Annotated in this window: 24 protein-coding genes and 1 riboswitch; of the genes, 15 read left to right on the top strand and 9 right to left on the bottom strand. The window is 35.7% G+C overall.

Annotation, left to right across the window (positions count from 1 at the left end):
- The first annotated feature begins 237 nt into the window (after positions 1 to 237).
- A complete protein-coding gene (locus BKP35_RS01455) occupies positions 238 to 1,506 on the top strand; it encodes a DHH family phosphoesterase (RefSeq protein ID WP_071311612.1) in 1,269 nt (422 codons plus the stop codon).
- A gap of 276 nt (positions 1,507 to 1,782) precedes the next feature.
- On the opposite strand, the gene BKP35_RS01450 is transcribed toward BKP35_RS01455, so the two are convergent.
- A complete protein-coding gene (locus tag BKP35_RS01450; protein ID WP_071311611.1) occupies positions 1,783 to 2,043 on the bottom strand; it encodes a DUF2524 family protein in 261 nt (86 codons plus the stop codon).
- Between the two features lie 257 nt (positions 2,044 to 2,300).
- Here BKP35_RS01450 and BKP35_RS01445 point away from each other — a divergent pair, with 257 nt between their 5' ends.
- Positions 2,301 to 2,756, top strand: coding sequence for a YtxH domain-containing protein (locus tag BKP35_RS01445; RefSeq protein ID WP_071311610.1), 456 nt, complete (start codon positions 2,301 to 2,303; stop codon positions 2,754 to 2,756).
- A 28-nt stretch (positions 2,757 to 2,784) separates the two neighbouring features.
- Positions 2,785 to 3,543, top strand: a complete 759-nt coding sequence (locus BKP35_RS01440) for a PRC-barrel domain-containing protein (RefSeq protein ID WP_071311609.1) — start codon at positions 2,785 to 2,787, stop codon at positions 3,541 to 3,543.
- 294 nt (positions 3,544 to 3,837) lie between these two features.
- Here the strand turns inward: BKP35_RS01440 and BKP35_RS01435 are convergent, their stop codons facing one another.
- The 3 genes from BKP35_RS01435 to BKP35_RS01425 form a co-directional block, all read right to left on the bottom strand.
- The gene (locus BKP35_RS01435; protein ID WP_071311608.1) at positions 3,838 to 5,199 is read right to left on the bottom strand and encodes a PFL family protein; all 1,362 of its coding nucleotides are present in this window, start codon (positions 5,197 to 5,199) and stop codon (positions 3,838 to 3,840) included.
- 19 nt (positions 5,200 to 5,218) lie between these two features.
- Positions 5,219 to 5,494: an ACT domain-containing protein gene (locus tag BKP35_RS01430; RefSeq protein WP_071312204.1), complete on the bottom strand. Its 276-nt coding sequence runs from the start codon at positions 5,492 to 5,494 to the stop codon at positions 5,219 to 5,221.
- A gap of 156 nt (positions 5,495 to 5,650) precedes the next feature.
- Positions 5,651 to 5,729: riboswitch (glycine riboswitch) on the bottom strand.
- Between the two features lie 351 nt (positions 5,730 to 6,080).
- Positions 6,081 to 7,307 carry an MFS transporter gene (locus tag BKP35_RS01425; RefSeq protein ID WP_071311607.1) on the bottom strand — a complete coding sequence of 409 codons (1,227 nt, stop codon included), beginning with the start codon at positions 7,305 to 7,307 and terminating at the stop codon, positions 6,081 to 6,083.
- Between the two features lie 441 nt (positions 7,308 to 7,748).
- Between BKP35_RS01425 and BKP35_RS01420 the strand changes: the two genes are divergently transcribed.
- The 7 genes from BKP35_RS01420 to BKP35_RS01395 all read left to right on the top strand — a co-directional run bounded on the left by BKP35_RS01420 (position 7,749) and on the right by BKP35_RS01395 (position 14,615).
- Complete coding sequence (locus BKP35_RS01420) at positions 7,749 to 8,636, top strand: 5'-3' exonuclease (RefSeq protein ID WP_071312203.1); 888 nt, start codon at positions 7,749 to 7,751, stop codon at positions 8,634 to 8,636.
- Between the two features lie 363 nt (positions 8,637 to 8,999).
- Positions 9,000 to 9,914, top strand: coding sequence for a DUF4349 domain-containing protein (locus BKP35_RS01415; protein WP_071311606.1), 915 nt, complete (start codon positions 9,000 to 9,002; stop codon positions 9,912 to 9,914).
- Positions 9,915 to 10,491: 577 nt separating this feature from the next.
- Positions 10,492 to 11,451: an NAD(P)H-dependent flavin oxidoreductase gene (locus BKP35_RS01410; protein WP_071312202.1), complete on the top strand. Its 960-nt coding sequence runs from the start codon at positions 10,492 to 10,494 to the stop codon at positions 11,449 to 11,451.
- Positions 11,452 to 11,608: 157 nt separating this feature from the next.
- Positions 11,609 to 11,776: a hypothetical protein gene (locus BKP35_RS19295; protein WP_169819114.1), complete on the top strand. Its 168-nt coding sequence runs from the start codon at positions 11,609 to 11,611 to the stop codon at positions 11,774 to 11,776.
- 153 nt (positions 11,777 to 11,929) lie between these two features.
- A complete protein-coding gene (locus tag BKP35_RS01405) occupies positions 11,930 to 12,655 on the top strand; it encodes a hypothetical protein (protein ID WP_071311605.1) in 726 nt (241 codons plus the stop codon).
- Between the two features lie 86 nt (positions 12,656 to 12,741).
- Positions 12,742 to 13,737, top strand: a complete 996-nt coding sequence (locus BKP35_RS01400; RefSeq protein ID WP_071311604.1) for a permease — start codon at positions 12,742 to 12,744, stop codon at positions 13,735 to 13,737.
- A gap of 41 nt (positions 13,738 to 13,778) precedes the next feature.
- A complete protein-coding gene (locus BKP35_RS01395) occupies positions 13,779 to 14,615 on the top strand; it encodes a TIGR03943 family putative permease subunit (protein ID WP_071311603.1) in 837 nt (278 codons plus the stop codon).
- 42 nt (positions 14,616 to 14,657) lie between these two features.
- Here the strand turns inward: BKP35_RS01395 and BKP35_RS01390 are convergent, their stop codons facing one another.
- Positions 14,658 to 15,884: an MFS transporter gene (locus tag BKP35_RS01390; protein WP_071311602.1), complete on the bottom strand. Its 1,227-nt coding sequence runs from the start codon at positions 15,882 to 15,884 to the stop codon at positions 14,658 to 14,660.
- A gap of 412 nt (positions 15,885 to 16,296) precedes the next feature.
- On the opposite strand from BKP35_RS01390, the gene BKP35_RS01385 reads away from it, so the two are divergent.
- Both BKP35_RS01385 and BKP35_RS01380 read left to right on the top strand, forming a co-directional pair.
- Positions 16,297 to 17,172, top strand: coding sequence for a LysR family transcriptional regulator (locus tag BKP35_RS01385; protein WP_071311601.1), 876 nt, complete (start codon positions 16,297 to 16,299; stop codon positions 17,170 to 17,172).
- A gap of 175 nt (positions 17,173 to 17,347) precedes the next feature.
- Complete coding sequence (locus BKP35_RS01380) at positions 17,348 to 18,559, top strand: DUF418 domain-containing protein (protein ID WP_084031395.1); 1,212 nt, start codon at positions 17,348 to 17,350, stop codon at positions 18,557 to 18,559.
- A 390-nt stretch (positions 18,560 to 18,949) separates the two neighbouring features.
- On the opposite strand, the gene BKP35_RS01375 is transcribed toward BKP35_RS01380, so the two are convergent.
- Together BKP35_RS01375 and BKP35_RS01370 are read right to left on the bottom strand one after the other, a co-directional pair.
- A complete protein-coding gene (locus BKP35_RS01375; RefSeq protein WP_071311600.1) occupies positions 18,950 to 19,741 on the bottom strand; it encodes an alpha/beta fold hydrolase in 792 nt (263 codons plus the stop codon).
- Between the two features lie 113 nt (positions 19,742 to 19,854).
- Positions 19,855 to 20,700: a hypothetical protein gene (locus BKP35_RS01370; protein WP_071311599.1), complete on the bottom strand. Its 846-nt coding sequence runs from the start codon at positions 20,698 to 20,700 to the stop codon at positions 19,855 to 19,857.
- A gap of 399 nt (positions 20,701 to 21,099) precedes the next feature.
- On the opposite strand from BKP35_RS01370, the gene BKP35_RS01365 reads away from it, so the two are divergent.
- Positions 21,100 to 21,441, top strand: coding sequence for a YckD family protein (locus BKP35_RS01365; protein ID WP_071311598.1), 342 nt, complete (start codon positions 21,100 to 21,102; stop codon positions 21,439 to 21,441).
- A gap of 644 nt (positions 21,442 to 22,085) precedes the next feature.
- On the opposite strand, the gene BKP35_RS01355 is transcribed toward BKP35_RS01365, so the two are convergent.
- A complete protein-coding gene (locus BKP35_RS01355) occupies positions 22,086 to 22,616 on the bottom strand; it encodes a GNAT family N-acetyltransferase (protein ID WP_071311596.1) in 531 nt (176 codons plus the stop codon).
- 266 nt (positions 22,617 to 22,882) lie between these two features.
- On the opposite strand from BKP35_RS01355, the gene BKP35_RS01350 reads away from it, so the two are divergent.
- Positions 22,883 to 23,296, top strand: coding sequence for a DUF4395 domain-containing protein (locus BKP35_RS01350; protein WP_071311595.1), 414 nt, complete (start codon positions 22,883 to 22,885; stop codon positions 23,294 to 23,296).
- Positions 23,297 to 23,316: 20 nt separating this feature from the next.
- The gene (locus BKP35_RS01345) at positions 23,317 to 24,258 is read left to right on the top strand and encodes an ATP-grasp domain-containing protein (RefSeq protein WP_071311594.1); all 942 of its coding nucleotides are present in this window, start codon (positions 23,317 to 23,319) and stop codon (positions 24,256 to 24,258) included.
- 237 nt (positions 24,259 to 24,495) lie between these two features.
- On the opposite strand, the gene BKP35_RS01340 is transcribed toward BKP35_RS01345, so the two are convergent.
- A complete protein-coding gene (locus BKP35_RS01340; protein WP_071311593.1) occupies positions 24,496 to 25,509 on the bottom strand; it encodes a two-component system sensor histidine kinase NtrB in 1,014 nt (337 codons plus the stop codon).
- Positions 25,510 to 25,611: the final 102 nt, after the last annotated feature.

Below are 25,611 nucleotides of genomic sequence, written 5' to 3'. Positions count from 1 at the left end.
AAGTCCGGTCGAGTTCTCGAGTGAGCCTCTAAATTTTGTTAGAGGTTTAAAGCGAAGCGAGAGAACTCGGCCGGCATTTACATTTCTAGATGGTGACGGGACCTGTCATTAATGTTTTGTAAGATATTTGCCTTTAAAATCCTCCTAATTAGGTTGCATTGATTAGTACATACTAAAAAAGTGCCAATCGGGCTACGTACATAATTACTGCGGATTTAATATAGAGGAGTGGAAAATATGTATCGGTTATATACGCATAATGATTTAGACGGGGTTGGGTGTGGGATTGTCGCTAAACTAGCGTTTAATGGTAATGTAGAGATCCGCTACAACTCTTTAATGGGTTTAGATTTTCAAGTTACACGGTTTCTTGAAAAGCCGAAAAAAGGTGACTTTGTTTTTATCACCGATCTTTCTGTTAATGAAAAAAATGAAAAAGGTCTAGATGATTATGTCAGTAAAGGTGGTCAAGTCCAGTTAATTGACCACCATAAAACCGCTCTTCATTTTAACAACTATAGCTGGGCGGATGTACAAGTTGAATATGAAGACGGCCGTTTAGCATCAGCAACTAGTCTTTTTTATGAATACCTAAAAAATGAAGGATTAATTACAGCGACGGAACCCCTCGATTATTTTGTTGAGCTAGTTCGACAATATGATACGTGGGAGTGGGATAAAAACGATAATAAAGAAGCAAAGCAGTTAAATGATTTATTTTTTATGCTTTCTATTGATGAATTTGAGGAACGGATGGTCGAAAGGCTAAAGAAGAATGAGGCGTTTCGTTTTGACGAGTTTGAAGAAAAGATACTAGAGCTTGAAGAAGACAAAATTCAACGTTATCTTCGTAGAAAAAAGCGTGAAATCGTACAAACGTTTATTGATGACTTTTGTACGGGAATTGTTCATGCGGAATCGTATCATTCAGAGCTAGGAAATGAACTGGGAAAAGACAATCCTCACCTTGATTATATAGCGATTGTTAGTGTCGGTGGCAAAAGAATGAGCCTTCGAACGATTCATGATCACATTGATGTATCAGATGTTGCAGGAAATTATGGCGGTGGAGGACATGCGAAAGCTGCAGGGTGCTCGCTTACACCTGATGCTTATGAAGCGTTCGTTGCAGAACCTTTTAAAATAGAGCCGATGCGCGCTGATGCGTTTCGAAACCAATACAATTTAAAGGAAGCGCCACATGGCTCCCTTTATGAAAACCGCGGTGATGATCAATTTTTTATTTACGCAGCAGATCAGAAAAACTGGCTAGTTGAATGGAACGGGTCATTAATCGAAGAGGAGTTTTCCACCTTTAAAGAAGCAGAAAACTACGTTAAACGCTATCATTCAGCGTGGCTCGTACGAGATGAATTCTTTATTCGCTTCCTTATGGAAAATGCCATCGAGTATAGGCAATTGAAATTAACGGAAGAATTAGATGAAGACGTAAAGCCGTATATGAACGTTACTAATGAAAATGAAGCCGATCAACTTCATCATTAGAAATAACAAAGGGACTGTCCCAAAAGAAAGTGTCAGACACCGTTAGGCACCAAATATAGACGGATAATAAATTAATACGTCCATATTTAGAAGTTCTACATGGTGTCAGACACTTATGGGACAGTCCCTTTGTATGAAAAAAGAGCGAGTGATTTCCTGAACGAGCCTCTAAAATTCAATAGAAGTTTAAAGCGAAGAGAAGGAAATCGCTCGTTCTTTTATATAGGAGATGGTTACGTTTTATATGAAATATCCGCTATTTACGGATTTACTTTATCATATTCCTTTGATCATTATTGATTTTGTTTCTTGTAATTGCTGCTGGGCTTCTTCTAGCTGCTCACGTTGTTCTGGAGATGCATCTGTCAATAAATCATTAATTTCCTCATCAAGCTCCATGATCTGATTCATAATAAAAGGATATTCAGTCGGGTCATTTTGTTGAATTAACTTCACATCTAACAATTCTTTATGAGCACTATCAATCGCATCTTGTGCTTTATGTAAATATTCATCAACTTGATCTTTTTGTAGCATGGATCCCGCCTCCGTTTCACTCATTTCACTTTCTAATTATTTGTTTTAATTTTATCTTTTATGCAGGATGTCGTCGATCCGTAATACCTCGGGTATGTTTTAAACTAGTACAAGTGGGTATTGATTGAATATAAGTAAAAAGATTAAGCGAACTTAAATTAATTTATTTATAAAGGGGAGATTTACTTTCGTGTAAAGATAGGAAACAAAATCGGACAAGCATAACAAATACTATAACTTTACAAGGAGAGTTCAAAATGGATAAACAAAAAGGGTTAATTTTAGGAACTGTGATTGGTGGTGTAGTAGGAGCGACAGTTGCTGTACTTACGACACCAAAATCTGGGCCAGAGCTGCGTGATGATTTAAATGAACAATATGAAAATAGTAAAAAGAATGCTGAGGAAGCAGCAAGTTTATTAAAAGAAAAATTTGATGCTTTTTCAAAAACTTTAGATGAGCGATCTGCAGATATTTCAAAAAAGGTAGTGGAAGAAGGTAACCATCTTTTAAATGAAGCGAAAAAAACACTTGAAGAAATTCAACAAAAAGATGAGATTAGTGCAAAAGAAATTAGAAAATTAGTGAAAAGTATAATGAAAGAAGAGTTTGAGTCCGGAAAGGAAATAGGGAGAGTTGTTAAAAGTGAAATGAAAGATGTTCAAAAAGAACTAAATAAGGAATTAGAGGCTGTAGTAAAAAAGATTTCATAAATTATTCAACATTTTAAGGAGTGTTACAATGTTACACAATATGAAAGAGTTGAGTAGCTATGATATTTTAGCGACAGATGGTTCCATCGGGACGGTACACGACCTTTTAATTGATGACAAGTATTGGACGGTACGCTATTTAGTTGTTGACACGATGAAGTGGTTACCTGGGAGGAAAGTGTTAATATCACCAATGTCGATTAACGACTTTGATTTTGTTAATGGCAATGTGGCGTTATCATTAACAAAAGAAATGATTAAAAATAGTCCTTCTATTGAGGCAGATTTTCCAGTTTCTAAAAAGTATGAAATCGAATATAATAAATATTTTGGGCTCAGGCCTTATTGGAGTGGTGAAAGGACTTGGGGGTCATATTTTTATCCGACCGAATTAGCGAGGGTACCAGTTGAGAATGATGAAATCGTTGGTGAAGTCGAGGATCCAGAAAGCTCAAATTTACGAAGTTTTAAAGCGATTTCTGGTTATGGAATTGAAGCAAAAGACGGAGATATTGGTCACGTAGAGAACTTTGTCATCAATGATGAGACATGGAATGTTCGCTATTTAGTAGTCGATACGAAAAATTGGTGGCCAGGAAAACATGTTTTAGTTTCACCACATTGGATTAACTATATTAGTTGGGTAGATAAGGTCGTTCGTATTGACTTATCAAGAGATACCATTAAAAACGGTCCTGAATATGATCCGAATCAAAGTATTTCAAAAGAATTTGAAGATGAAATATTTACAAAGTACGATAAAGATAGACCGTGGTTCTGGTATTAATTTTTGAAGGTGAGGGGCTATCCCCTCGCCTTTTAGATGATGTTCAAAAAGTCCGGTAACACAAGCTTGCGAATCTCTTCGTTGGCTCGCTTCTGCGCTGCTTCTGCGGTTACTCGTCGCACGCAAACATTGCTCATGTATTAATTAATAGCATACATTCTGCTGCTCGAAGCTTCACCGCCTCGACCTTCTCGGCTCTGGTTATCCTCCTTTTTGAACACGTACTTTTACAATTTTTTTAAAAGTAATGTCCTATAATGTTTTATTGTGCAAGTTTTTCGAGGGAACAGCCACTTAATTAATCAATGCTTGTAGTGGTGCAGGAATTCTTCCGCCGCGCTTAATAAGTTTTTCAGAACTGAAAGGATTGACTCCCATGACTGGAGCTCTTCCCAGTAAACCGCCAAACTCCACCATTTCACCTTCTTTTTTACCAGGGACAGGAATGACACGGACAGCTGTTGTTTTTTTATTAATCATCCCGATCGCTGCTTCATCTGCAATCATCGCAGATAAGGAAGCGGGTGATACATCGCCAGTAACAGCGATCATATCAAGACCTACGGAACAAACACAAGTCATCGCTTCAAGTTTAGACAATGTAAGTGCGCCTTCTTCAATACCGCGAATCATCCCGTTATCTTCACTTACTGGAATAAAAGCACCGCTCAACCCACCAACGTATGAGCTAGCCATTGCTCCACCTTTTTTAACGGCATCATTCATTAAAGCTAGCGCTGCAATCGTTCCGTGTGTTCCGACTCTTTCTAAGCCAATTTCTTCTAGTATTTCTGCAACACTATCGTTAACAGCGTTTGTAGGGGCAAGTGATAAATCCATAATCCCGAAAGGTACGTTTAAACGTTCTGCGACAACACGACCAATTAATTCACCAGCTCGAGTGATTTTAAAGGCGGTTTTTTTAATAACTTCTGAAACAACACCGAGATCAACATCTGGATAACGGCGTAATGCATTGAGAACAACACCTGGGCCACTAACGCCAACATTTAAAACGACTTCACCTTCACCAGCTCCGTGAAACGCACCTGCCATAAATGGATTATCTTCAACAGGATTACAAAACACAACGAGTTTTGCACAGGCAATTCCATTTGCATCCTTTGTTCGTTCGGCTGCTTCTTTTATGATGAGCCCCATTTGTTGAACAGCATCCATATTAATTCCTGTTCTCGTTGTGGCAACGGAGATCGAAGAACAAACACGTTCCGTTACACTTAAAGCTTCAGGTAATGCATCAAGTAATGTTTGCTCACCTTTAGAAATTCCTTTATGAACTAAAGCAGAGTAGCCGCCAATAAAGTCAACCCCGAGCTTTTTAGCAGCTTTATCAAGTGTTTTCGCAAGCTCTATCGCTTGTTCTTTCGTAGCATCACCTAAAATTTCAGCGATCGGTGTTATAGAAATTCGTTTATTAATGATTGGGATTCCAAATTCTTTTTCAGCGGTTTCAGCAACTGACGTTAAATTTTTTGCATACGATGTGATTTTTTCGTATACACGCTTATTCATTTTTTCAAAGTCTGAATCAGCACAATCACGGAGGCTAATCCCCATCGTTACAGTGCGGATGTCGAGGCTTTCCATTTGTACCATTCTAATCGTTTCTTGCATTTCCGAAAGTGCTATATTCATCATTCATTCCTCCTAGTTTCTATACACGATGCATCGCTTTAAATAAATCTTCAAGCTGAATATTAATTTTTAAACCCATATCTTCGTTGATCGGATCGAACTGTTCCTGTAACTTCTCAAGACTTTCAATTTCTGAGACATCGACAAGCATCATCATTGTAAAAAAGTCTTGGAGAATCGTTTGACTAATATCGAGAACGTTTACTTGATTATCCGCTAATACGTTTGTTACCTTTGCGATAATTCCGACTTGATCTTTCCCAATAACACTAACAACTGCACGTTTTTTTTCCATTTTCATCACCTCATTAAATTTTAAAGCAAGCTTTTTGGGGTATAGTGCCATTTTAGTGGTTTACCCCTGTAAATAATTAAAGTTAAAGAATAATAAAAAGAGATTGGGGTTAAACCAATCTCACAGGCCATAGAATAACGTACAAAAATATGTATTAGTTACTCTTCTGTCCTTTTGCCTGAGATTGTGAATCCTTCGGCGCCGCAGAAGTTGCGGACTCTCCAGAAGCTGCTCCTACTATAGTTTTATCCATAGTATTCATCGCGTGCTTTTTACACTATTAGAATTTAAAAGTTGATACGATTTAATGAATTTCATAATTCAATATTCCCGTCACTAAGATCAATGTATAGGTGCACCAAAACACTTTGCAACTATATATTGTTTGATGTGACTCTTTTTTGGTAATTATGAAATTCACTTGATTGTAGAAAAAATAATTAAGAAGATAGTACCAACTTTAAAAATAATAGTCAAGATAAATTTTCAGTATTTGTCGAATGTTTAAAAATTAGACAAGGATTTAGATTTTTTTCTTTTATAAGAAATAATACTCTATTCCAATGCGATATTAAAAGTAATGCTCTTATGAATTGATTTCTCGTAACTTTTGATCGTTAGGTAAGAAAAACGTTAATAAACCTAGGAGGGGTAATGAAACAACGAAAAGCATTGTGTTTGTTAATCCGAATAAATCAGCAAGGATCCCTAAGGCGACAGAACCTAAAGCACCCATTCCAAAGGCAAGTCCGACAATTAAGCCTGAGACCATCCCGATTTTTCCAGGCACTAATTCTTGTGCATATACGACAGAAACAGAAAAGCTTGATAAAATAATAAAGCCGATGGCACCTAAAAGTACATAGGACATTGCTTGCCCAGCATGTGGTAAATAAAGGGCAAGAGGAGCAGACCCTAGCATCGAGATTAACAGCATATTACGTTTTCCGTAACGATCAGCTAGAGGACCTCCAGCAAATGTGCCAATCGCTCCCGCTGCTAAAAATATAAAGATATATATTTGCGACTGTTGAATCGTTAAGCTGAATTGTTCAATTATGTAAAATGCATAAAAGTTCGTAATACCAGCGTGGAACCAAGACCGTGCAAATACTAAGAAAACTAGTAACGTAATCGCAAAAATAACAAGTTTACGAGTTTGTGAACTTTGCTTAGTAGTCGTTTTCTTTGCTAGTTTTGTTTTAGCGATTATTGCGACTTGTTCTGAATACCACCTTGCGATATAAAATAATAGGCCGATAGCAAGAGCTGCAACAAGTGTAAACCAGATTGCCCCAAATTGCCCTAAAGGAACTAAAATGAGTGCGGTGATGATCGGAGCTAATGCTTGTCCGGCATTACCGCCGACTTGGTAAATCGATTGTGCAAACCCACGCCGGTTCCCTGCAGCCATATAAGCAACACGAGAGCCTTCAGGATGGAACGTAGCTGAACCTAGTCCAATTAAGATGACCGACATAACAACAAGCCAAAACGATGGCGCCAACGCTAAACCTAATACACCAATAAACGTGAAGCATAAGCCGATTGGTAACGCATATGGGGATGGTTTCTTATCCGTATATAAACCAACAAGAGGTTGGATTAAAGAAGAAGTGAAATTTAAAGCAAAGGCAATAATACCTAACTGTGTAAATGTTAGCCCCATGGATTGTTGTAAAATTGGAAACATCGCCGGAACGACGGCTTGGATCGCATCATTTAATAAATGCACAAAGCCAATGATTAACAAAATGTTATACATTGTCTTTTGTTCAGGTGCTGTTTTTGATAGTTGTTTTTGTAGTTGCATGATTTGTTCTCCTTCATAATAAATCTTCTAGATTAATCTTAGCACTTTGTGGAAAATATTTGTATGGAAAAGTTGGTTTGTTGGTTAGTAGTTTGTTGGTTAGGAAGGGCCTCGGCCTGACTATTCTATATTAGCTGGTGAGGGGTGCCCGTCATGTTGGTTTTGTATGAAAAAAGGCAGACACTTTCGTGAACGAGCCTCTGAGATTCGTAAGAAGGTCAAAGCGAAGTGAAGGAAAGTGTCCGCCTTTTCACCTTAGACGGTGACGGGTAATCGTCATGCTGGTTTTATATGAAAAAGGCAGATGATAAGATAAAAACTATTAATCTACGACATTTTTTGATATGATTAAACTTATGAGTTTTTCAAAGTTATAAAATTATATCTAGAACGATTAACTAACAATCAGGAGATGATATTTTGTCTAATAAAGATTCGTTAATGATTATTGATGGCATGGCCTTGCTCTTCCGAGGATTTTACGCCACTTCATATAGCGGTTATATTATGAAAACGAGTAAAGGTGTTCCGACGAATGCGATTTATGGCTTCGTGAAATATATGCAAGACGCGATTCGAACATTTCAACCAACTCATGTACTTTGTTGCTGGGATATGGGGGCAAAAACGTTCCGTAATGAACTTTTCCCTGCGTATAAAGCAAACCGTGGCGAGCCACCTGAAGAGTTGATTCCGCAATTTGATCTAGTAAAAAAAGTAGTTGATAGTTTTAATATTCCAAATATCGGTGTTGAGGGCTATGAGGCTGATGATTGTATTGGCACTATTGCTAAAAAATATAGTGATCAGTTACAAATTCAAATTTTAACTGGCGACCGTGACACTTTGCAACTTGTAACCGAAGCGGTTCAGCCGATTATTATGAAAAAAGGAATGTCCAACTACGAAGTGTACACACCTGAAAAATTACTAGAAGAAAAAGGGTTAACACCAGCGCAATTTATCGATTTAAAAGGTTTAATGGGTGATCCAAGTGATAATTTCCCTGGTGTAAAAGGTGTTGGTGAAAAAACAGCGATTAAGTTGTTGACACAGTACGAATCAATTGCTGGGATACTAGAAAACTTACCAAACCTTTCAAAAGGAATTAGAAATAAAATCGAGACAGAATTAGACATGCTCCATTTATCGCGAAAACTTGCTGAGATTCATTGTGAAGTCCCTGTCGAGATTGAACTAGACAAATGCATTCGTAATATGGAAGAAGAAAAAATTATTGCGATGTTACAGGAACTAGAATTTGAACGTCTCCTTAAAGATGGTTCTTTTATTGAAGGATTAAAAGTAAATGTCGAACCGTTAGTGTAAAGTAAATAAGTCGGAATTATCATACCAATCCCTACTGTCTGGAAAAGCTTAGATAGTGGGGATTTTTATGGTTAGTTTGATAGTTGGTTTGTTGGTTAGTGGTTAGGACCTTCCCGTGACATTTTAGGTTAGATGGTGGCGTCAGGAATGACGACATATATGAGGGTTTTGTATGGAAAAAGGTGGGTGTTTTTGCGAACGACCGTCTGAGCTTCGATAGAAGGTCAAGGTGAAGTGAGTGAAAGCACCCGCCTTTTCCATGTTAGATAGTAATGTTTTTCGTCATTACTGTTTTGAATTTATTTGTAACTTTCTTATTCTTTCTCTCGTCTATACATAAAATGGAAAGTGGAGGTCGATGATATGAGAACCAATTGGAAATATTTCATAACAAGTTTAATGTTACTAATTTTCTTGCTTATTACTGGATGTAGTAGTGGTACCGAATTTGCTAAAGATGATGGACAATACATGGCTACGGAAGAGGCTGCTATGGATTATGATGACGCGAGTGGTCGAAGTGGCTTTAGTAATTCTTCTGCTGAAATACCTAAAGCACAAAGTTTTAACTCAACAGAACGAATGATGATCTATAACGCAAATCTTTCAATTGAAGTAAAGGATTATCATAAAGTTGAAGCTGAAATTCAAGAAAAAGTTAATAACACGGGTGGTTATATTGTTGAATCAAGTATTTATTTTAGTGGTGAAGATCGAATTAGTGGGAACTTAGTTGTAAAAGTACCACAACAAAATTTTCATAGTTTTATTAATGAAGTGGAATCAAATAGCATCAAAGTAAATGAGCGTCGTGTTCATGGGAATGATGTAACGGAGGAGTATATTGATCTAGAATCACGTTTGAAATCAAAACGTGTCGTTGAAGAAAGGTTACTTGGGTTTATGAAGGAAGCAGAAAGAACTGAAGATTTATTAAAGATTTCTAGCGACTTATCAAGAGTACAAGAAGAAATTGAGCAAACCCTTGGTAGAATGAATTACTTAGAAACGAATGTTAATTATTCTACTGTGACTATCCATATGTCTGAAAACCTTGTAAATGTCGCTACTATTCAAGATAGTGAGGCGTTAAACACATGGGGAAAAGCTAAAGGATTGTTTATAGATAGCATTAATGGGGTTATCTCATTTTTTTCAAATGTCATCATTTTCTTGATTGGTCGAAGTCCAATTATTGTGCCTTTAGCATTAGTAGCACTCTTGATCACTTATTTTGTTAGAAAAAAAGGGAATGCTCAACCTCCTTATGAAGGATAAATGAAATTAGGGCTGTCCAAAAAGAAAGTGTCAGACACTTATGGGACAGCCCTGATTTTTTGTTCAAAGAGAAGTATTTGAACTTTTCGGTAAAAAATATAATGAAATTTTGTTGTTAAAAAAATGCATGATCGCTTTTTATGAAGCGCGAGCTAGAATGAAAAAGGGGCGGAAAAAAATTCATTAATTTGAAAAAATTCATTTATAATACATGACATTTGTCACCACTTCTTATTACTAGGTAATAAAACATTGCATTTGACCTCACAAATTGGTACGATTTTATTAACAACATAGGTAAGATCATATTACTATCTGGTAATAATTACAGTTAGTAGCTAAAGTATATACAGACTGAATGAAAACGCTTGTCAGACGAGGCGTGAACCTTTAAGGAAAGCGGAGTTACCATAGAGGGTAATGAGTATGGACTCAAGGGTGAACAACGAAGTATGCGAGCGTTTGTCGGCAGTCTGAAATTATTACTAGGTAATAATTATCCATATATCTTATGTTTAATTGAACTTATAAATGAGGGGGAGCTCTGTTGAATATTCCACAGTTAAAAATTGCTCATATGACACCAAAGGTACCAATTATGCAAGGAGGTATGGGAGTTGCTATTTCGTTAAGTGGACTAGCTTCGGCTGTTGCCAACGCTGGCGGAATTGGTATTATTTCAGGAACAGGTATTCCGATAGAGGAAATGAAAGCCGAAATTCGCAAAGCACGCGAACTGACGAATGGCGAAGGATATATAGGCGTTAATGTTTTATTTGCGATGACAGATTTTCAAAATACGATAAAAGCTGCGATGGAAGAAAAAGTTGATTTTATCATTTCAGGTGCAGGTATTTCCCGTGACATGTATCAGTGGGGGAAAGAATACGGTGTGCCAGTTATCTCAATCGTATCTTCAGGTAAATTAGCGAGAATTTCACAAAAACTCGGAGCTGCAGCTGTTGTTGTAGAAGGATTTGAAGCAGGTGGCCACTTAGGAACGGATCGTCCACTTTTTGATATTTTGCCTGAAGTTATTGATGCTGTAGATATTCCAGTAATAGCTGCAGGTGGTATATTGACTGGTGAAGACGTGGCTAAAGTCCTTAAAATGGGAGCAAGTGGTGTACAAATGGGTACTCGCTTTGTTGCTAGTGTCGAATGTGATGCGCCAGATGCATATAAACAAAAATATTTACAAGCTGAAGAAGGAGATACTGTTTTAGTAAAAACAACAGTAGGTCTTCACGGAAGAGCGATTAAAAATAGCTTTGTTGAAAAAGTAAACAACTTAGAGAAAATAAAAATTGAAAAATGTCATTCGTGTCTTAAACAATGTAATTACCAATTTTGTACGTTAGATTCTCTTGTTCAAGCTGTAAAAGGGAATGTCGAAAATGGAATTGTGTTTGCGGGATCAAGAGTTCCTGAAATTAAAGAAATTCTTCCTGTACAACAAATTATTAACGATATAGTCGATTCATGTAACCGTAGCTTATCGGTAGAACCAATTAAAACGAATGAAAGTATTTCTTAAATTAAAAATAAGGGGCTGCCCAAAACAAAGTGTCTAACACTTTGGGGACAGCCCCTTATTTTTGTATCAATATATGTCAATGCTTATATAAAAGGGAAGAAAGCTTTCACTACATTTGTGCTAGAGCCAACCTATTAAAAGTATTGGAGTGGTTTATATGGATCGACAACAAATTGACAAAGGCTTAAAAGGTTTACAAGCGTCATTAAGGTCTTCAGGAGTTGAGATTAGTGAAGTGTACATGGATTTGATGCGTGAAAAATTGAGCGGTGAGATTAATGCCGAACAATTTATTCGAAAAGTAAGGGAAAACGCTAAAAAATAAAATGTTAGGTGTGAATTAACAAGTTACGCTTCTTTATTTGCTAGTCACAAAACAAGCCAACAAATTGTAATTGTTTTTCAATTTATTTTCAAATGTTCTCTATCCTTACATTCCTGCATATTTTGTAACAAAGGAATGTGAGGGGGAGATACATTGAATCGCTTTGCATATTACAGTGAAGATCCCGAACAGGTTGAGGAATATGTAAAATCAATTTTGCCATTTATCTCTGATATTCGTGAATTTGAGCTGTATTATATAGATAAAACACCTTATATCGAAGTTATTGAAAGAAGTGGACACCTCCATCGAAGGGTCTTTTATAGTCGAAAAGAATTTGATGCAAGTATAAAGAACTCTTACCGAAAGCTTATCAAACAGCATAACTTCACGTTTATCTTGAGAGATGACACCTTAAACGAAGTTTGGTTAAACACAAACGGGAAAATGATTGAAACGTTAAATATTCTTCATATGTTAGGAATTAAAGAATTTCATCATTATCGACATAAAGCATCGTACAAAGCAACAAATCTTAAGCCTAATCATGATTTAAATATATTAGTTGAGAACGATGCAGCTAAAAAACAATTTTTAGCTAAATTTCGATTTCCTTACGCATGTAAACGAATTAAAGCTGTTGAGTATATTCAACAATTTGGTTACTTAAAACCATACGCAACGAAGTTTGATTATGGCAACGACCTTTCTTATTTTGATAAAAATACGATACGTGAAGCAGAAGCATTTGAATATGCTACCAATAATTCGTTTCTTTTTGAAGATGAAGGTATTGATTTAAATACTGCCAAACGCATTTTTGAAGAAGTCGGAAAGCTTTCAGGTGGAGATGTTAATATCGTCCTGTTTTCGGATTAGTTGCGTGAGTTACTTTAAATAAAAACTCATGGTAGCAGCTTTGTCCACATATATATTAGCAACAAACGAAATATGTGGAGGACGGTATGCTGAAAAGAGCAGAAAGTTATTTAACGGAAATAACGGCGACGGTGATTTTCTTTATCATTGGATATCTTTTTTATATGAGTTTGAAAATGTCGGGAAAGACATTATTAATACCTGATTCAATATTAATCTATAATACAGTTTTTGTAAGTATTTTAATAGAAGCACTTCCGTTTGTTTTAATAGGTGTATTTGTTTCAGGAGCTATCCAAGTTTTTATTACTGAAGATCATATACGTCGCCTTATCCCGAAAAACCCCTTTTTAGCAGTGACGTCTAGCTGTGTCATTGGGGTAATGTTTCCCGCCTGTGAATGTGGTATTGTTCCGATTGTGCGTCGTTTAGTCGCTAAGGGGGTTCCTATATACGCAGGGGTAGGCTTTCTATTGACAAGTCCGCTTATAAATCCAGTTGTTATCGGCTCAACGTATATGGCTTTTGGTAATGATGGTAAAATAGCCTTATTACGCATGTTGATCGGTTTTATTGTCGCAATGATTGTAGCAATTGTTATTAGTTTCTTTTTTAAACATGGACAAGTAAGAAAAAAGGTCACTGACATACCTGTATCTAAAGAAATGAACCGTGCACCTTTAACTAATAGAATCAAAGAAGCTTGTCGCCATTCGATCGATGAGTTTTTCGGAGTTGCTAAATTTTTAGTGATGGGGGCTCTATTAGCAGCGTTCGTTCAAACATATGTATCAACAGGTTCACTGCTCGGAATTACGGAGGATCTCGTTACTTCAACGCTTATCATGATGGGACTGGCATACGTATTAAGTTTATGTTCAGAAGCAGATGCTTTTATCGCGGCATCGTTTCGCCACCTCTTCCCGACAACAACACCTATTTTAGCGTTTTTAGTGTATGGACCAATGCTAGATTTGAAGAATACGTTTATGCTCATGGGTGCATTTAAATTTCGTTTTGTGATCACATTAATGTTTTTAATAACGGTTACAGTGTTTGCTATTGTATTGTTAATAGCTTGATAAAGATTTACATGTAAAAAAGAGGCTGGGGGAAAGTAATAGTGAACTTTTCAATTCAACATGCCATAAAAGCGTTGCTTCTATTAGGCTTTACTGCATTTTTATTTAAACTTCACTATAGTGGTGAAATATTAAAATATGTTAATCCGAAGTTTATTATTTTTACCCAAATCGCTTCTATTATTCTACTGGTTATGTTTTTTATTCAAGTGAAACGAGTATGGGAAAACAGTGACAATATTGACTGCGCGTATCATGAGCAACATGAAAAACAGTTTTCATTTGGACAACTTTTTGTATATTTACTAGTGTCATTACCGTTGATTACAGGTTTATTATTAGCCCCAAAAGAATTAGATGCTAATTTTGCAGAAAAACGAGGGATCCTTTTTCAATCGAAAGGAAACGAGAAGGAGAGTGGCGATTGTGGTCAAGGGGAGGAGCCCCCTAGAACTGCTTTACAAGAAGAATTGATTGAAAAAATGCTTGCAGAGTCACCGATAGTTATGTCAAAAGAAAATTTTTCCTCTTATAGTGATGTTCTTTTTCAAAACCCAGAAATATTTAAAAATAAACAAATTTTTTTAGAAGGGTTTATTTTAAAAGGTGAGCAATTAAAGGAAAATGAATATGTCGTTGGTCGTTTTTTAATTACTCACTGTGTCGCTGATGCTACGGTGATCGGTATTTTAAGTGAATTTAAGGACGGTGTTACGTTTCCGGATAATAGCTGGGTTAAATTGTTAGGAACGGTTAATGTTGCGAATCATAATGATAAAAAGCTCCCGTTGATTAAAGTAACTCATTGGAAATTGACCGAAAAGCCGGAAGAGCCATACGTTTATCCACCACAGAAAAAAAAGTCTAAAGCCAACTGAGAAGGGGTGTCCTAAAAGAAAGTGATACCGTTAGACACCCAATTAATTAGTGGCTCTTAAAAGTTGATATCTGCTCTTTTGTTTCGTATTTTCTCGCCTTTCAATCAGACTCATTTGCAATAATAAAAATGAGGTTAAGCTTAATATGAGTAACGTTCCGACAATGACTCCAGACCAGCCCCAGTAATGCCAAAAGAAACCTAAATAAAAGCTCCCAAGACTGCCGCCTACATAATACGAAGTGAAGTAAAGTCCAGATGCGGAAGCTTTGGCAAACTTCGCTCGTTTACTAACCCAAGCATTCAGTGTTGAATGCGCAAAGAAGAATCCAAAACTTAATATGAGCAAGCCAACAATAATAGTAATGAGGTTGTTCACTAGCATCAGCAATGTTGCGATAACCATAAGCGAAATACCGATAGCGATCGTTAATGATTGAGACCATACCGTAATTGCTTTTCCAGCTAGTGTGGAACTAACTGTCCCTGATAAGTATGTTAAAAATAAGAAGCCAATAATTACCGTCGGTAACGAGAACGGTGGTGCGGTTAGTAAGTAGGTGACATAATTATAAAGCCCCACAAAGATAAAAAAGTGTAATCCACCGACAAAAAAGGCTAGGCGTAGCTTTCTGTTTTTTAGATGGGCCAGATAATCTTGAACCGCCTTATGTCGATCAAATTTTCTTGGCTGAAAATGATCCGACGGTGGTAAAAGCTTAAGGAAAAATAGAAAAAATATTAAACTTACAAAACCAATCGCGATAAAAGCAATTCTCCAATCATAAACATCTGTGAAAATCCCACTTAATACACGACCGCCCATCCCTCCAATTGAGTTCATGCTAATATAAATGCCAATTGCGACAGTTAACGCCCGTGGAGAAAACTCTTCACCGATATAAGCTAGTGCAACCGTAGGTATGCCGGCGATAAAAATCCCTTGTAAAATTCTTAGCAGTAAAAAAGCTTCAAAGCTTTGTACAAAGGCAATTGAAAAAGTAACAATAAACAGTAAAATCATCGCTACAATCATCACATTTTTACGACCAATGGCGTCTGACACTGCGCTATATAAAAAGAAAAAGACCGCAACAGTAAGTAAGGCAAAAGAAACTGTCAAACTCGCTGTAAGAGGTGAAACCGAAAACTCTTCACTTATGATCGGAAGTAGTGGTTGTGTAAAATAAAGGTTACTAAAGGCGATAAAAGCTGCTAACCCAAGTGCTATTGAGGCACGCCAGAAATTTTTTGACTTTAATTCAATCATCGTTATCCATCCTTCATGTAAATGTAGTTAATTTATTAATGCTTTCAAATTAAAGCAAGAGAGATCACCATCTAATAATGAAAAGGCGGATGATTTCCTTCTCTTCGCTTTGACCTTCTAGTGAATCTCAGAGGCTCGTTCACGAAATCATCTGCCTTTTTTCGTACAAAACCAGCATGATGATAAACTTAAACATTTACGATGTAAAAGGCTGGTGATTTCCTTTCCAACTAACCAACTGTCCAACATTTACACACAAAAAAGTTTACCGTCATGAGTGCCTTGTATTGGAACTGCTTACTATTTCATCTTACCGTCGCATTTAAGATAAATAAAATATATAATATTTATTAAGTTCATAAAAAATATTTATGTTAAAATGTTAGATAAAAATCGACTGGGGGGAAAGGTGTTGGAACTCCGTCAACTGCAATGTTTTTATGAAACAGCAAAGTTGAAAAGTTTTACGAAAGCATCGGAAAAATTGTTTATTGCTCAACCAGCAGTGAGCATGGCAATTAAAAAGCTCGAAAATGAGATCGGTGTAAAGTTGTTTCATCGTCATGACCGTGCAGTTCGTTTAACTGTTGAAGGCGAGCGTTTTTTAATCCATGTTGAAAAAGTATTTGATCAATTAGAAGAAGCGCGTTTAGAAATGGAAGAATTGCGTGGCTTAGAAAGAGGGGAGGTGAAGCTAGGGTTACCTTCAATGATGGGGTCTTTTTACTTTCCGAATATCATTGTTGCTTTTAAAAAATCGTACCCGCAATTAAACATTTCAATTGTTGAGGACGGAACGAAGCAAATTCAAACTCACATTGAAAACGATGAGATTGATATGGGGGTCATTGTTCTTGAAGAAATGACCGCAGATTTAGAAGCTATACCGATCATTGAAGAAGAAATGGTCGTATGTGTTCCGAAATCCCATCAATTAGCCAAACAAACTGAGATTACATATGAACAATTAGCAGACGAACCGCTCGTCCTTTTTAAAGAAGGGTACTTTCAAAGAGACCTTGTAATCAACCATATTCATGAATCGGGTTTAACACCAACGATTGCATTTGAAACAAATCAAATTTCATTAACGAAATCGTTGACGAGAAAAGGGTTAGGGGTAACGCTATTTTTAAAAATGGTCATTCAAGATGACACTGATTTAGTACCTCTTTCGTTAGTCCCACCAATTACCCTTTCTTTAGGTTTAGCATGGAAGAAGAAGACGTATTTATCAAAAGCAAATAAAGCTTTTGTAGATTTTGTCGAAAATGAAAAGTGGAATTAGGATGGTGATTTTGATAGTACTTGAGTGAATTTCATAATTACCAAAAAAGAGTCACATCAAACAATATATTGATCTTAGTGACGAAAATAATGAAATATGAAATTCATTAACTCATATATAATAAGGTATAATCTTATAAAGTTTATAAACAACAAGTAGAAATGGAGTGAAGTGAATGGAAGGAGTGAGGGTTCACCCGACTCAACAAGAAGAGCGGATTATCACGTTAGATGTGATACGAGGATTTGCACTTTTAGGTATTTTACTAGTTAACATGCAATTTTTCGTGGCACCTAAACTATTTTTAATGCTCTCAGGTGTTACGCTGTTTGAAGGTGCGATAAGTAATACCGCAGATTGGTTGATTACGATTTTTGCAACAGGGAAATTTTTTACGACTTTTTCATTTTTATTTGGACTAGGATTTTTCCTTTTTATGGAGCGTGTCAGCGCCAAGGGACTATCTGTTGGTAGGCTTTATTCAAGAAGGTTGTCGTTTTTATTAATGCTAGGACTTATTCATATTTTCATATTCTGGAGTGGAGACATCCTACTTAATTATGCGATTGCAGGATTTTTGTTATTGTTATTTAGAAAGTCTTCCATCGAAAAAATTAGAAAATGGGCGATTGGAATATTCAGTGTAGTTGTTTTTCTTACCGGCTTTTTTACGTTCCTATCGTCACTTATGGAAAACGTATTAGGTGAAGAGTATGCACCTATGAATGATTGGGCAAGTTTAGTAGAACAATCTGTGATAGTTTTTCAAAATGGGAATTTCTCAGAAATTTTAGCGTTTCGTTTAACGGAAGAAATACCATTGATTTTACCTAACTTTATCATTACTATACCGATGGTGCTTTTTATTTTCCTGATTGGATTATATGTTGGAAAAAAGGGCGTTCTAATGAACATCTCTGGTCATTTGGGGTGGATCCGAAAAGTCTGGAAAAAAAGTTTCATCTATGGTGCTGTTTTAACTTTTGTATATGTAATTTTAAAGGCGGAACTTTTTATCGTCCCATTTTATTTACATGAAGCATCGCTAGAAGTACTTTCCCTCATATCTGGTCTTGTCGTTTCCTTCTTTTATATCAGCTCTATTACATTGCTATGTCAACAGCGACAATGGAAAGTCCGTCTAAAATTTTTGGCCCCGGTAGGGCAGATGGCGTTGACGAACTATTTACTACAAACCGTTATTTGTTTAATGCTGTTTTATGGTTATGGACTTGGACTTTACGGCAAAGTAGCGCCTGAGGTAGGTATTCTTATTACTTTCGTCATTTTTACTGCTCAAGTCTTCTTAAGTAAGTTTTGGATGGCGAGATATAAGTATGGCCCGTTAGAGCATGTTTGGAGAGCTTTTACGTACAAAGGAGTTTAACGATCAGTGTAATTTTATTTGTTGTCGCTATTATTTTTGATCCGTCACTAGTGATCACTTAAAAATTTTATGAAAATCGTGCCGAGCACCTATCCACCTTTCCAACTAGCCAACAAACCAACAAACCAACAAACCAACAAAAAAGGACTTATGCCATTATACAATTGGCATAGTCCTTTTCTTTAGATAAGAAAGGGCAAGCTGTCTAACTCCGGCGCTTGCGCTTTTCTTAAAAGGTAAGAAAGTATATTTTGAACTTGGAAAGGTGTCTAGCTTCAGGCGCCATCGGCTCGACCACTTCAGTCCTTCCCTTGCGGTCTAAAATCTGACCGCTACGGGCAGGCCTTCCAGTGATTTTCGCCGATAGGCGGGCGCCTTGCGCTTTTCTTATTATAAAACTTCTTTTAAACTAGTTTGCTTATATATGAAATTAATAGTCGTATTGTTAAAATGTTCCGGTTGGTCGATATTGCAAACGTGGCCACAGTTTTTAATGCATTCTAGTTTAAGGTCTTTATTTTCTTCAACTAAATCTTTAACAGGTGGTAGAAATAAATAATCTTCTTCTCCCATGACAAATAACGTCGGAATGTTGAAAAAATCTCTTTGTAGTTTCCTTAAAAAAGGGTTGATTGCTCTAGTTACAGAGAACCAACGGATAAATTCTTTTTGGCACATCTTTTTCGCTTGGTCAACGAAGACGTTACGTGATTTAGAATGTGCCGACTTTGGCATAATAATCCAAGCGAATAAGCGATATAACCACATATATGGAATAATATATTTTCCTAGATTACCAAGTGTTAATAAAAATTTTGTTCGAACATTAAATTTTATTACTGCACCCCCAAGTATCATTGAACTGATACGATCAGGATATTTTTGAGCAAGTGTTTGAACGACAATCGTACCTAATGAAACTCCAATAAAGTGTGTCTGATTTATTTTTAAGTGATCTAATACTTCGATAACCTCTTCAGAGATTTGTAAAAAAGAATCGCCTTTTTGCCAGCGAGATTTTTTAGATTTTCCATGACCTCGTAAATCGATAAGGAGGACATTAAAATGCTTACGGAACTCTTTAATCTGTTTAAAAAACGTATTTGAGCTCCCCCCGGCACCATGAATAAAAGTGACCCAAGGTTTTGTATAGTCGTTAGTATATTGACGATAATATAGCACGTTTTTAGATCCTCACTTTATAGTAAAATACTTTTCACTATTATAACATGATTTACGAGAATACGGTTATATTCGTAATCTAGAATAAAGACTGTCAAATAATGTTCATAATTTTAATTGTTCCATCCTCTGTTGAATGTATCATTAGGCCAAATTTCGCCTTCATGGATCGTGCCATTGTTGTATTCCACGACGATACGGATTGAAGTCGGTTGTTCGTCAAATGATCCGATAATCGCACTATAATGCTGTCTTTCTTCTGGCAAGTCGGGGTAAGCTAGTTTAAATGGTGTTTCTTTTATCAAATTTTCCCCTACATAAGCTTGCAGACTTGCTTCTTTCATTTTGAAGAATTCAAATAGTGGTGGTTCAAGCATATCAATATACGCTTCAAAATCAGTAAGGTTTCCATATTGGTCTTCTCCGAAACCGTAACCATTGGAGACCATCTGCGTTGGTTTATATATCCGTTGTGGGATTTGCTTTATGTTGCTCGTAACAATAGTGCTATCCTTAGCTACAATTTGATATTCATAGTCATTGTCACTCGATAAAACTAGATGAGCGATATAATTTGTACCATTAGTGTTAGAGGCTTCAATTTCTTTCCAGTCAACAGTGCTATTTTCGCGAAAAAGTAAAGTGACTTGAGCATTTGTTTCAATTTCTTTGAATGTCCACTCGAGGCTAACGTGAATTTCTTCAGGTGACGATTTCTCTTCATTGGCTAAAAATTCTTTTTTTATGATCCACTTTTCTTGCTCTTGTATGTCATGTAATTGACGGCTTAATGAATTGACTTGTTGGGCAATACGGTCGTTCTCCCATTGAAGATCACTGTGGATTCGATCAACCGCAGTACTTAAATTCCCGATTCGTGAAAAGCTATAAAAATTGAAGATGAGACTAATTAATAATAGAAAGATAATAACTTTTAAAAATTTAGATTGTGCTTCCATAAGCCCTCCATGACGTAAAGATTTTTTTATGAACTATGATGTAGACCGACTGCCGCCATCAATTATAAATATGGTCATTCATTACTTAAATTGTATCATATAAAAAGGTGAAAAAATGGTAATTTTCTAAATGGAAGGCTCCCTTAAATATCAAAACCATCGACTTTTTATATAAGTCAATGAATTTCATCATCCATTATTCTCTCAACTAAGATCAATATATAGTTGCGTCAAAACCATTCGCAAACTATATATTGCGTGATGTGGCTCATTTTGGTAATTATGAAATTCACTCAAGTAGCCTTATGTAAAAAAGGTATATACTTGCATAATTGAAATGGATAATAATCTCTGTTTAAGTAAATACTACCTCCGAAAATAAATTAAGGAGTGATATAAATGAAAAAAATGGTGATTAGTTGGACAGTGGTTATGCTTTTAAGTATGGGGGCTGTTCAAAATACATTTGCGCACATGGAAGATGAGGGCATAAATCAAGTTGAATTAACGGAAGAACAGAAACAAGAAATATCGGGGTTAGTAAATGATATCATGGAAAAGAAAAAAGAATTGATTAATAAGTATGTGGAATTCGGGGTTATAAGTGAAGAAAAAGGCGAAAGAATCATTTCGAAGTTTGACCAACATTACAACAAGCTTGAAGAGAATGGGTTTGTTCCAAATTGGGATAAGCATAAAGAAAAATATAAGCATAAAAAGTGTGAAAAACAAAACAATTAGTATGATTGGGGGTTGTCACTTATATGGCGGCCTCCTTTTATGTTAAAAATCGTTGAGAATGAAACATTAAACTTAAAGTTCGTATAAACTCCTATGATCAGCTAAAAATAGGCTTATTAATACAAGTTAGAAGCAAAAAATAAAGACCATGTCGCCAAAATTTTGACGGTGCTTAAGGGAAACGGTTATGAAATCGAAGTGTTAATATAGAAGGGCAAGGGGGGATGGGTGAGCAATACTATTGATATAGATGAAAAATAAAAAAAGCTGAGCTTAGGAAACAACCTAGCTCAGCTTATAATATGAACTTAAAATTTTTGCCGCGATAATGTCTCTGTGTCACTCTTTAAAACCTTAAAAAACAAAAGCCCTACCTCTCTTTTATCATTACGGCTCCTTGGCCGTGCCACTTATAATAAGGTGCTAAGTGTTTAAAGATGCCAGATGATTTTACTCGTAAATATTTGATATCCGTTAAGGATACTAGTTTTAATTTTACACTATCAGAATTTAAAGAAAGTATAACCAAAGTATTTATATACCTATATAAATCGTCATTTACGTGAAATGTGAAAATCCAAAATTTTAAGTGCTCATAAGCAATAAATTTTATTATACCGTTTTTGTTTTGAAATAGCAAACTTTTAATAAACGAGGTTCCACTCAATGTCACCACTTTTAGATTCTTTATCGATATTTACTTTAAAATTATGCTTTTTATAAAAGTGAACGAGGCGCTCTTTGTGATCCCAGTCTCGTTTGGCGATATCTCCTGTAATGTACTGAATGTTTTGCTCTTTAGCCACTTCTTTTAAGTAGTGCATACAGATGGAGCCATAGCCTTTATTTTCGGGACCTTTAATATCGCCAATATGAATGGTGTTCTCATTAGCGTATTGAGCTTGAATAGAGAAGTCCCACATCCCACGAAATGCACTATCGCATTCATTGAGCATTATTTTACACGTGTCACCATCATCTGAAGCATAAATAATTACCCAATTGTTTTCTTTCGTTTGTTCAATACCGATCACTTGCCATTTTTTAGCGATTTCTTTTAGGTTTTCTTGCATACGAAATACTTGAAATTCTAGGTCTTCGATTTCCTCTTTTAATTCTTCAGGATTTTTATTTTCTCTTTCATCAATAACAAAAGCAGATTTTTGGAACATCATTTTTCTCCTTCCTTATTGTCATTTTCAGCCACTAAGGGGGGAGGAATTTATATTTTATCTTTATGAAAAAACAAGAAATATGTTCTTATTTTAAAAATTTCCCCACAAACACAGTTAAAAATTTTACTAGAAGATACGGTTTGAATCAACCCGTTTCGGCAAAAAAGTTTCTTCACTATGTAAAAATGGAGTTTTATTAAAAATTCCGATATACTCTATTGTAATAGTAGTGTAAAAGAAACAGCGAAGAGAAGAGGTTATTATCAATGAAGGGAATTCCAATTTCGTATGTACGTACTAATCAATTAATATTAGTAATTTTAACTTTGAGTGCCGTCGTGCTTCAAAGTGGAATGTTGCTATTAGTAGCGTTTCTTTTTGTAACTATGCCACTATTTATAGGACCAAAAGCAAATATTGCTTTTATTTTGGCGAAGCGAATTTATTCGAATACTGACAGACAACAAACAGAATCAGCCGAGTTACAAAAATTTAATCAAACGATTGCAGCGGCACTATTAACGGTTGCTATTGTTATTTATTTTGTGATTGGTAGTTGGATCGCTTGGATTTTTGTTGCAATGGTAACTTTAGCTGCTACAATAGCACTTTTAGGTTTTTGTATTGGGTGTGTTTTATATTTTCAATTTAAAAAACTTAAATATAAATTAAGCAAATAACTTAATCGGGGGAAATATTGATGGAAAAAATTTATGTTATACATGAAAATGAAGAATGGACAAATCACTTAACAAAAAGGTTAAATGAATTAGAACTACCGTACGAAGAATGGAATTTAGCTGAAGGAGAAATCGATTTAAGTTCAATCCCACCTGAAGGTGTTTTCTATAATCGTATGAGCGCTTCATCGCATACGAGAGGAAATCGTTTTGCGCCAGAATTTACAGCTGCTGTCCTATCATGGCTAGAACGACATGGTCGGAAGGTATTAAATGGAAATCGTGCCTTGCAACTAGAACTTAGTAAGGTCAGTCAATACATGGCTTTGAATTTAGAAGGAATAAAAACACCAAAAACGATTGCAACAGTAGGGAAAAAGCAATTGGTTGAAGCTGCAAAGCAATTTGAAGGTCAGTCATTTATTACAAAACATAATCGTGCTGGGAAAGGGTTAGGTGTGCAATTATTTCACACTGTTAATAGTTTGAAAGAGTATGTATACAGTGACAATTTTGAAGAGCCAGTCGACGGTATAACTTTAATCCAACAATATATTCTAGCGCCCGAACCGGTGATTACTAGATGTGAATTTATTGGCGGTAAATTTCTTTATGCAGTCAACGTAGATACATCAGGTGGTTTTGAACTATGTCCAGCAGAAGCTTGTCAAATTGGCGATTTATTTTGTCCAGCTGGTGAAGAAAAAGAACAAAAACCGAAGTTTCAAATTGATGTTCATTTTCATGACCCTATTATTAGTAAGTATGAACAATTTTTAAAAGCCAATGATATCCAAGTTGCCGGAATTGAATTCATTCGAAACGAGAGCGGGGACATCTTTACGTATGATGTTAATACAAATACAAATTACAACCCAGAAGCAGAGGCAGTGGCAAACAAATATGGAATGCTAGAATTAGCTAAACATTTAGGACATCAATTATCTAAAGTAGTTGGTTAGTTGGACAGATGGTATGTTGGAAAGTCGAAAGTTGGAAGGAAAACATCAGACTTTTAAATATATTATATAGTGGCGGGATGCCGTATTGATGCTTTGTATGAAAAATGTCGGCCGAAATCTCGAGTGAGCCTCTAAAATTCGATAGAAGTTTAAAGCGAAGCGAGAGAATTCGGCCGGCATTTATATTTTTGATGGTGACTGTTATCGTCATGAGTGTTTTTATGTGGTTAGAAGTTTTCATTTACTTTTAAAACATATCGTAAAAGTTGTCCCTTTTGACCCCGTCGTAAAATCAATAGTAGCATTATTACGTTCAGCGATAGAATAACAAATGGACATACCGAGTCCAGTCCCAGATTCTTTTGTACTAACAAATGGTGTACCTAGTTTTTTTGTTATACTAGGACAAATACCATTTCCTTCGTCCTTAATAACTAAGCAAACATTCTCATACTTATCAGTAAAAGTTTCAATATAACAAACACCATTATCAGTCATAGCTTCGAGGGCATTATTAACCATATTCAGCAGTAACTGACGTACTTCGTTTCTATTTATAGATAAGTCAACGGTGTCGGATAAATTAGGCAAAATCAGTTTGTTTTCCTTCAATGCTCTTGTTTCTAGTAAAGGCAATAGTGACTTTATGATTGAATTTATATTTGTAACTTGAGCGATCGATGGTTTGTTTTTTGACAAATCTAGAAATTCAGTAATAATTTCGTTGGCCCGATCTAATTCTTCGACCATTAATTTGAAAATATGATGGTTTTTTTGTTCGTTTTTATCCTGAGCTAAAAGTTGTAAAAACCCTTTAACAGTAGTCATTGGGTTCCTTATTTCGTGAGCTACTCCAGCGGCCATTTCACCGATCGTTTTTAACCGCTCTATATACGCTGTTTCATTTTCCACTTTTTTATTATCGGTAGATGTTTGAAAGATTATTAATACCCCTAGTTTAGTAGGGTGAATTTGCATTTTTTTAAACTGTTGTTCACATCTCAAAACTAGTGTTTGTTTTTTATTCTCTTCATATGCCTTTAGGCACATAGGTAATAATTTTGTACCTTTGTACTTAGGTAGTGTTTCCCAGATCACTTTGTTAAGAAGTTCTTCCTTAGATTTATTAAAGCTAGTAATAGCGGCATCGTTTATAAAGATAAACTGCCAATCTTTATTTAAAATATAGCACCCGTCAGATATGTCGTTAAGGATTTTATTAATTTCTAAATTATATTTAGTAGATTCCAATGTGTAGATTCACCAACTTCCTTAAAAATCCATCCTTAAGATAATACTATTATTTATATAAAATATTAATAGTACCTTTATTCCTATTTATTGTAAAAAAAA

The organism is Anaerobacillus arseniciselenatis, from assembly GCF_001865995.1.
Classification (GTDB): domain Bacteria; phylum Bacillota; class Bacilli; order Bacillales; family Anaerobacillaceae; genus Anaerobacillus; species Anaerobacillus arseniciselenatis.
This window is presented reverse-complemented; position numbering and strand designations above follow the sequence as displayed.

Bases quoted from the DNA above. Each gene is read 5' to 3' on its own strand.
- BKP35_RS01455 (WP_071311612.1), top strand. From the start codon at position 238: ATGTATCGGTTATATACGCATAATGATTTAGACGGGGTTGGGTGTGGG.
- BKP35_RS01450 (WP_071311611.1), bottom strand. From the start codon at position 2,043: ATGCTACAAAAAGATCAAGTTGATGAATATTTACATAAAGCACAAGAT.
- BKP35_RS01445 (WP_071311610.1), top strand. From the start codon at position 2,301: ATGGATAAACAAAAAGGGTTAATTTTAGGAACTGTGATTGGTGGTGTA.
- BKP35_RS01440 (WP_071311609.1), top strand. From the start codon at position 2,785: ATGTTACACAATATGAAAGAGTTGAGTAGCTATGATATTTTAGCGACA.
- BKP35_RS01435 (WP_071311608.1), bottom strand. From the start codon at position 5,199: ATGAATATAGCACTTTCGGAAATGCAAGAAACGATTAGAATGGTACAA.
- BKP35_RS01430 (WP_071312204.1), bottom strand. From the start codon at position 5,494: ATGGAAAAAAAACGTGCAGTTGTTAGTGTTATTGGGAAAGATCAAGTC.
- BKP35_RS01425 (WP_071311607.1), bottom strand. From the start codon at position 7,307: ATGCAACTACAAAAACAACTATCAAAAACAGCACCTGAACAAAAGACA.
- BKP35_RS01420 (WP_071312203.1), top strand. From the start codon at position 7,749: ATGATTATTGATGGCATGGCCTTGCTCTTCCGAGGATTTTACGCCACT.
- BKP35_RS01415 (WP_071311606.1), top strand. From the start codon at position 9,000: ATGAGAACCAATTGGAAATATTTCATAACAAGTTTAATGTTACTAATT.
- BKP35_RS01410 (WP_071312202.1), top strand. From the start codon at position 10,492: ATGACACCAAAGGTACCAATTATGCAAGGAGGTATGGGAGTTGCTATT.
- BKP35_RS19295 (WP_169819114.1), top strand. From the start codon at position 11,609: ATGGATCGACAACAAATTGACAAAGGCTTAAAAGGTTTACAAGCGTCA.
- BKP35_RS01400 (WP_071311604.1), top strand. From the start codon at position 12,742: ATGCTGAAAAGAGCAGAAAGTTATTTAACGGAAATAACGGCGACGGTG.
- BKP35_RS01390 (WP_071311602.1), bottom strand. From the start codon at position 15,884: ATGATTGAATTAAAGTCAAAAAATTTCTGGCGTGCCTCAATAGCACTT.
- BKP35_RS01380 (WP_084031395.1), top strand. From the start codon at position 17,348: ATGGAAGGAGTGAGGGTTCACCCGACTCAACAAGAAGAGCGGATTATC.
- BKP35_RS01370 (WP_071311599.1), bottom strand. From the start codon at position 20,700: ATGGAAGCACAATCTAAATTTTTAAAAGTTATTATCTTTCTATTATTA.
- BKP35_RS01365 (WP_071311598.1), top strand. From the start codon at position 21,100: ATGAAAAAAATGGTGATTAGTTGGACAGTGGTTATGCTTTTAAGTATG.
- BKP35_RS01355 (WP_071311596.1), bottom strand. From the start codon at position 22,616: ATGATGTTCCAAAAATCTGCTTTTGTTATTGATGAAAGAGAAAATAAA.
- BKP35_RS01350 (WP_071311595.1), top strand. From the start codon at position 22,883: ATGAAGGGAATTCCAATTTCGTATGTACGTACTAATCAATTAATATTA.
- BKP35_RS01345 (WP_071311594.1), top strand. From the start codon at position 23,317: ATGGAAAAAATTTATGTTATACATGAAAATGAAGAATGGACAAATCAC.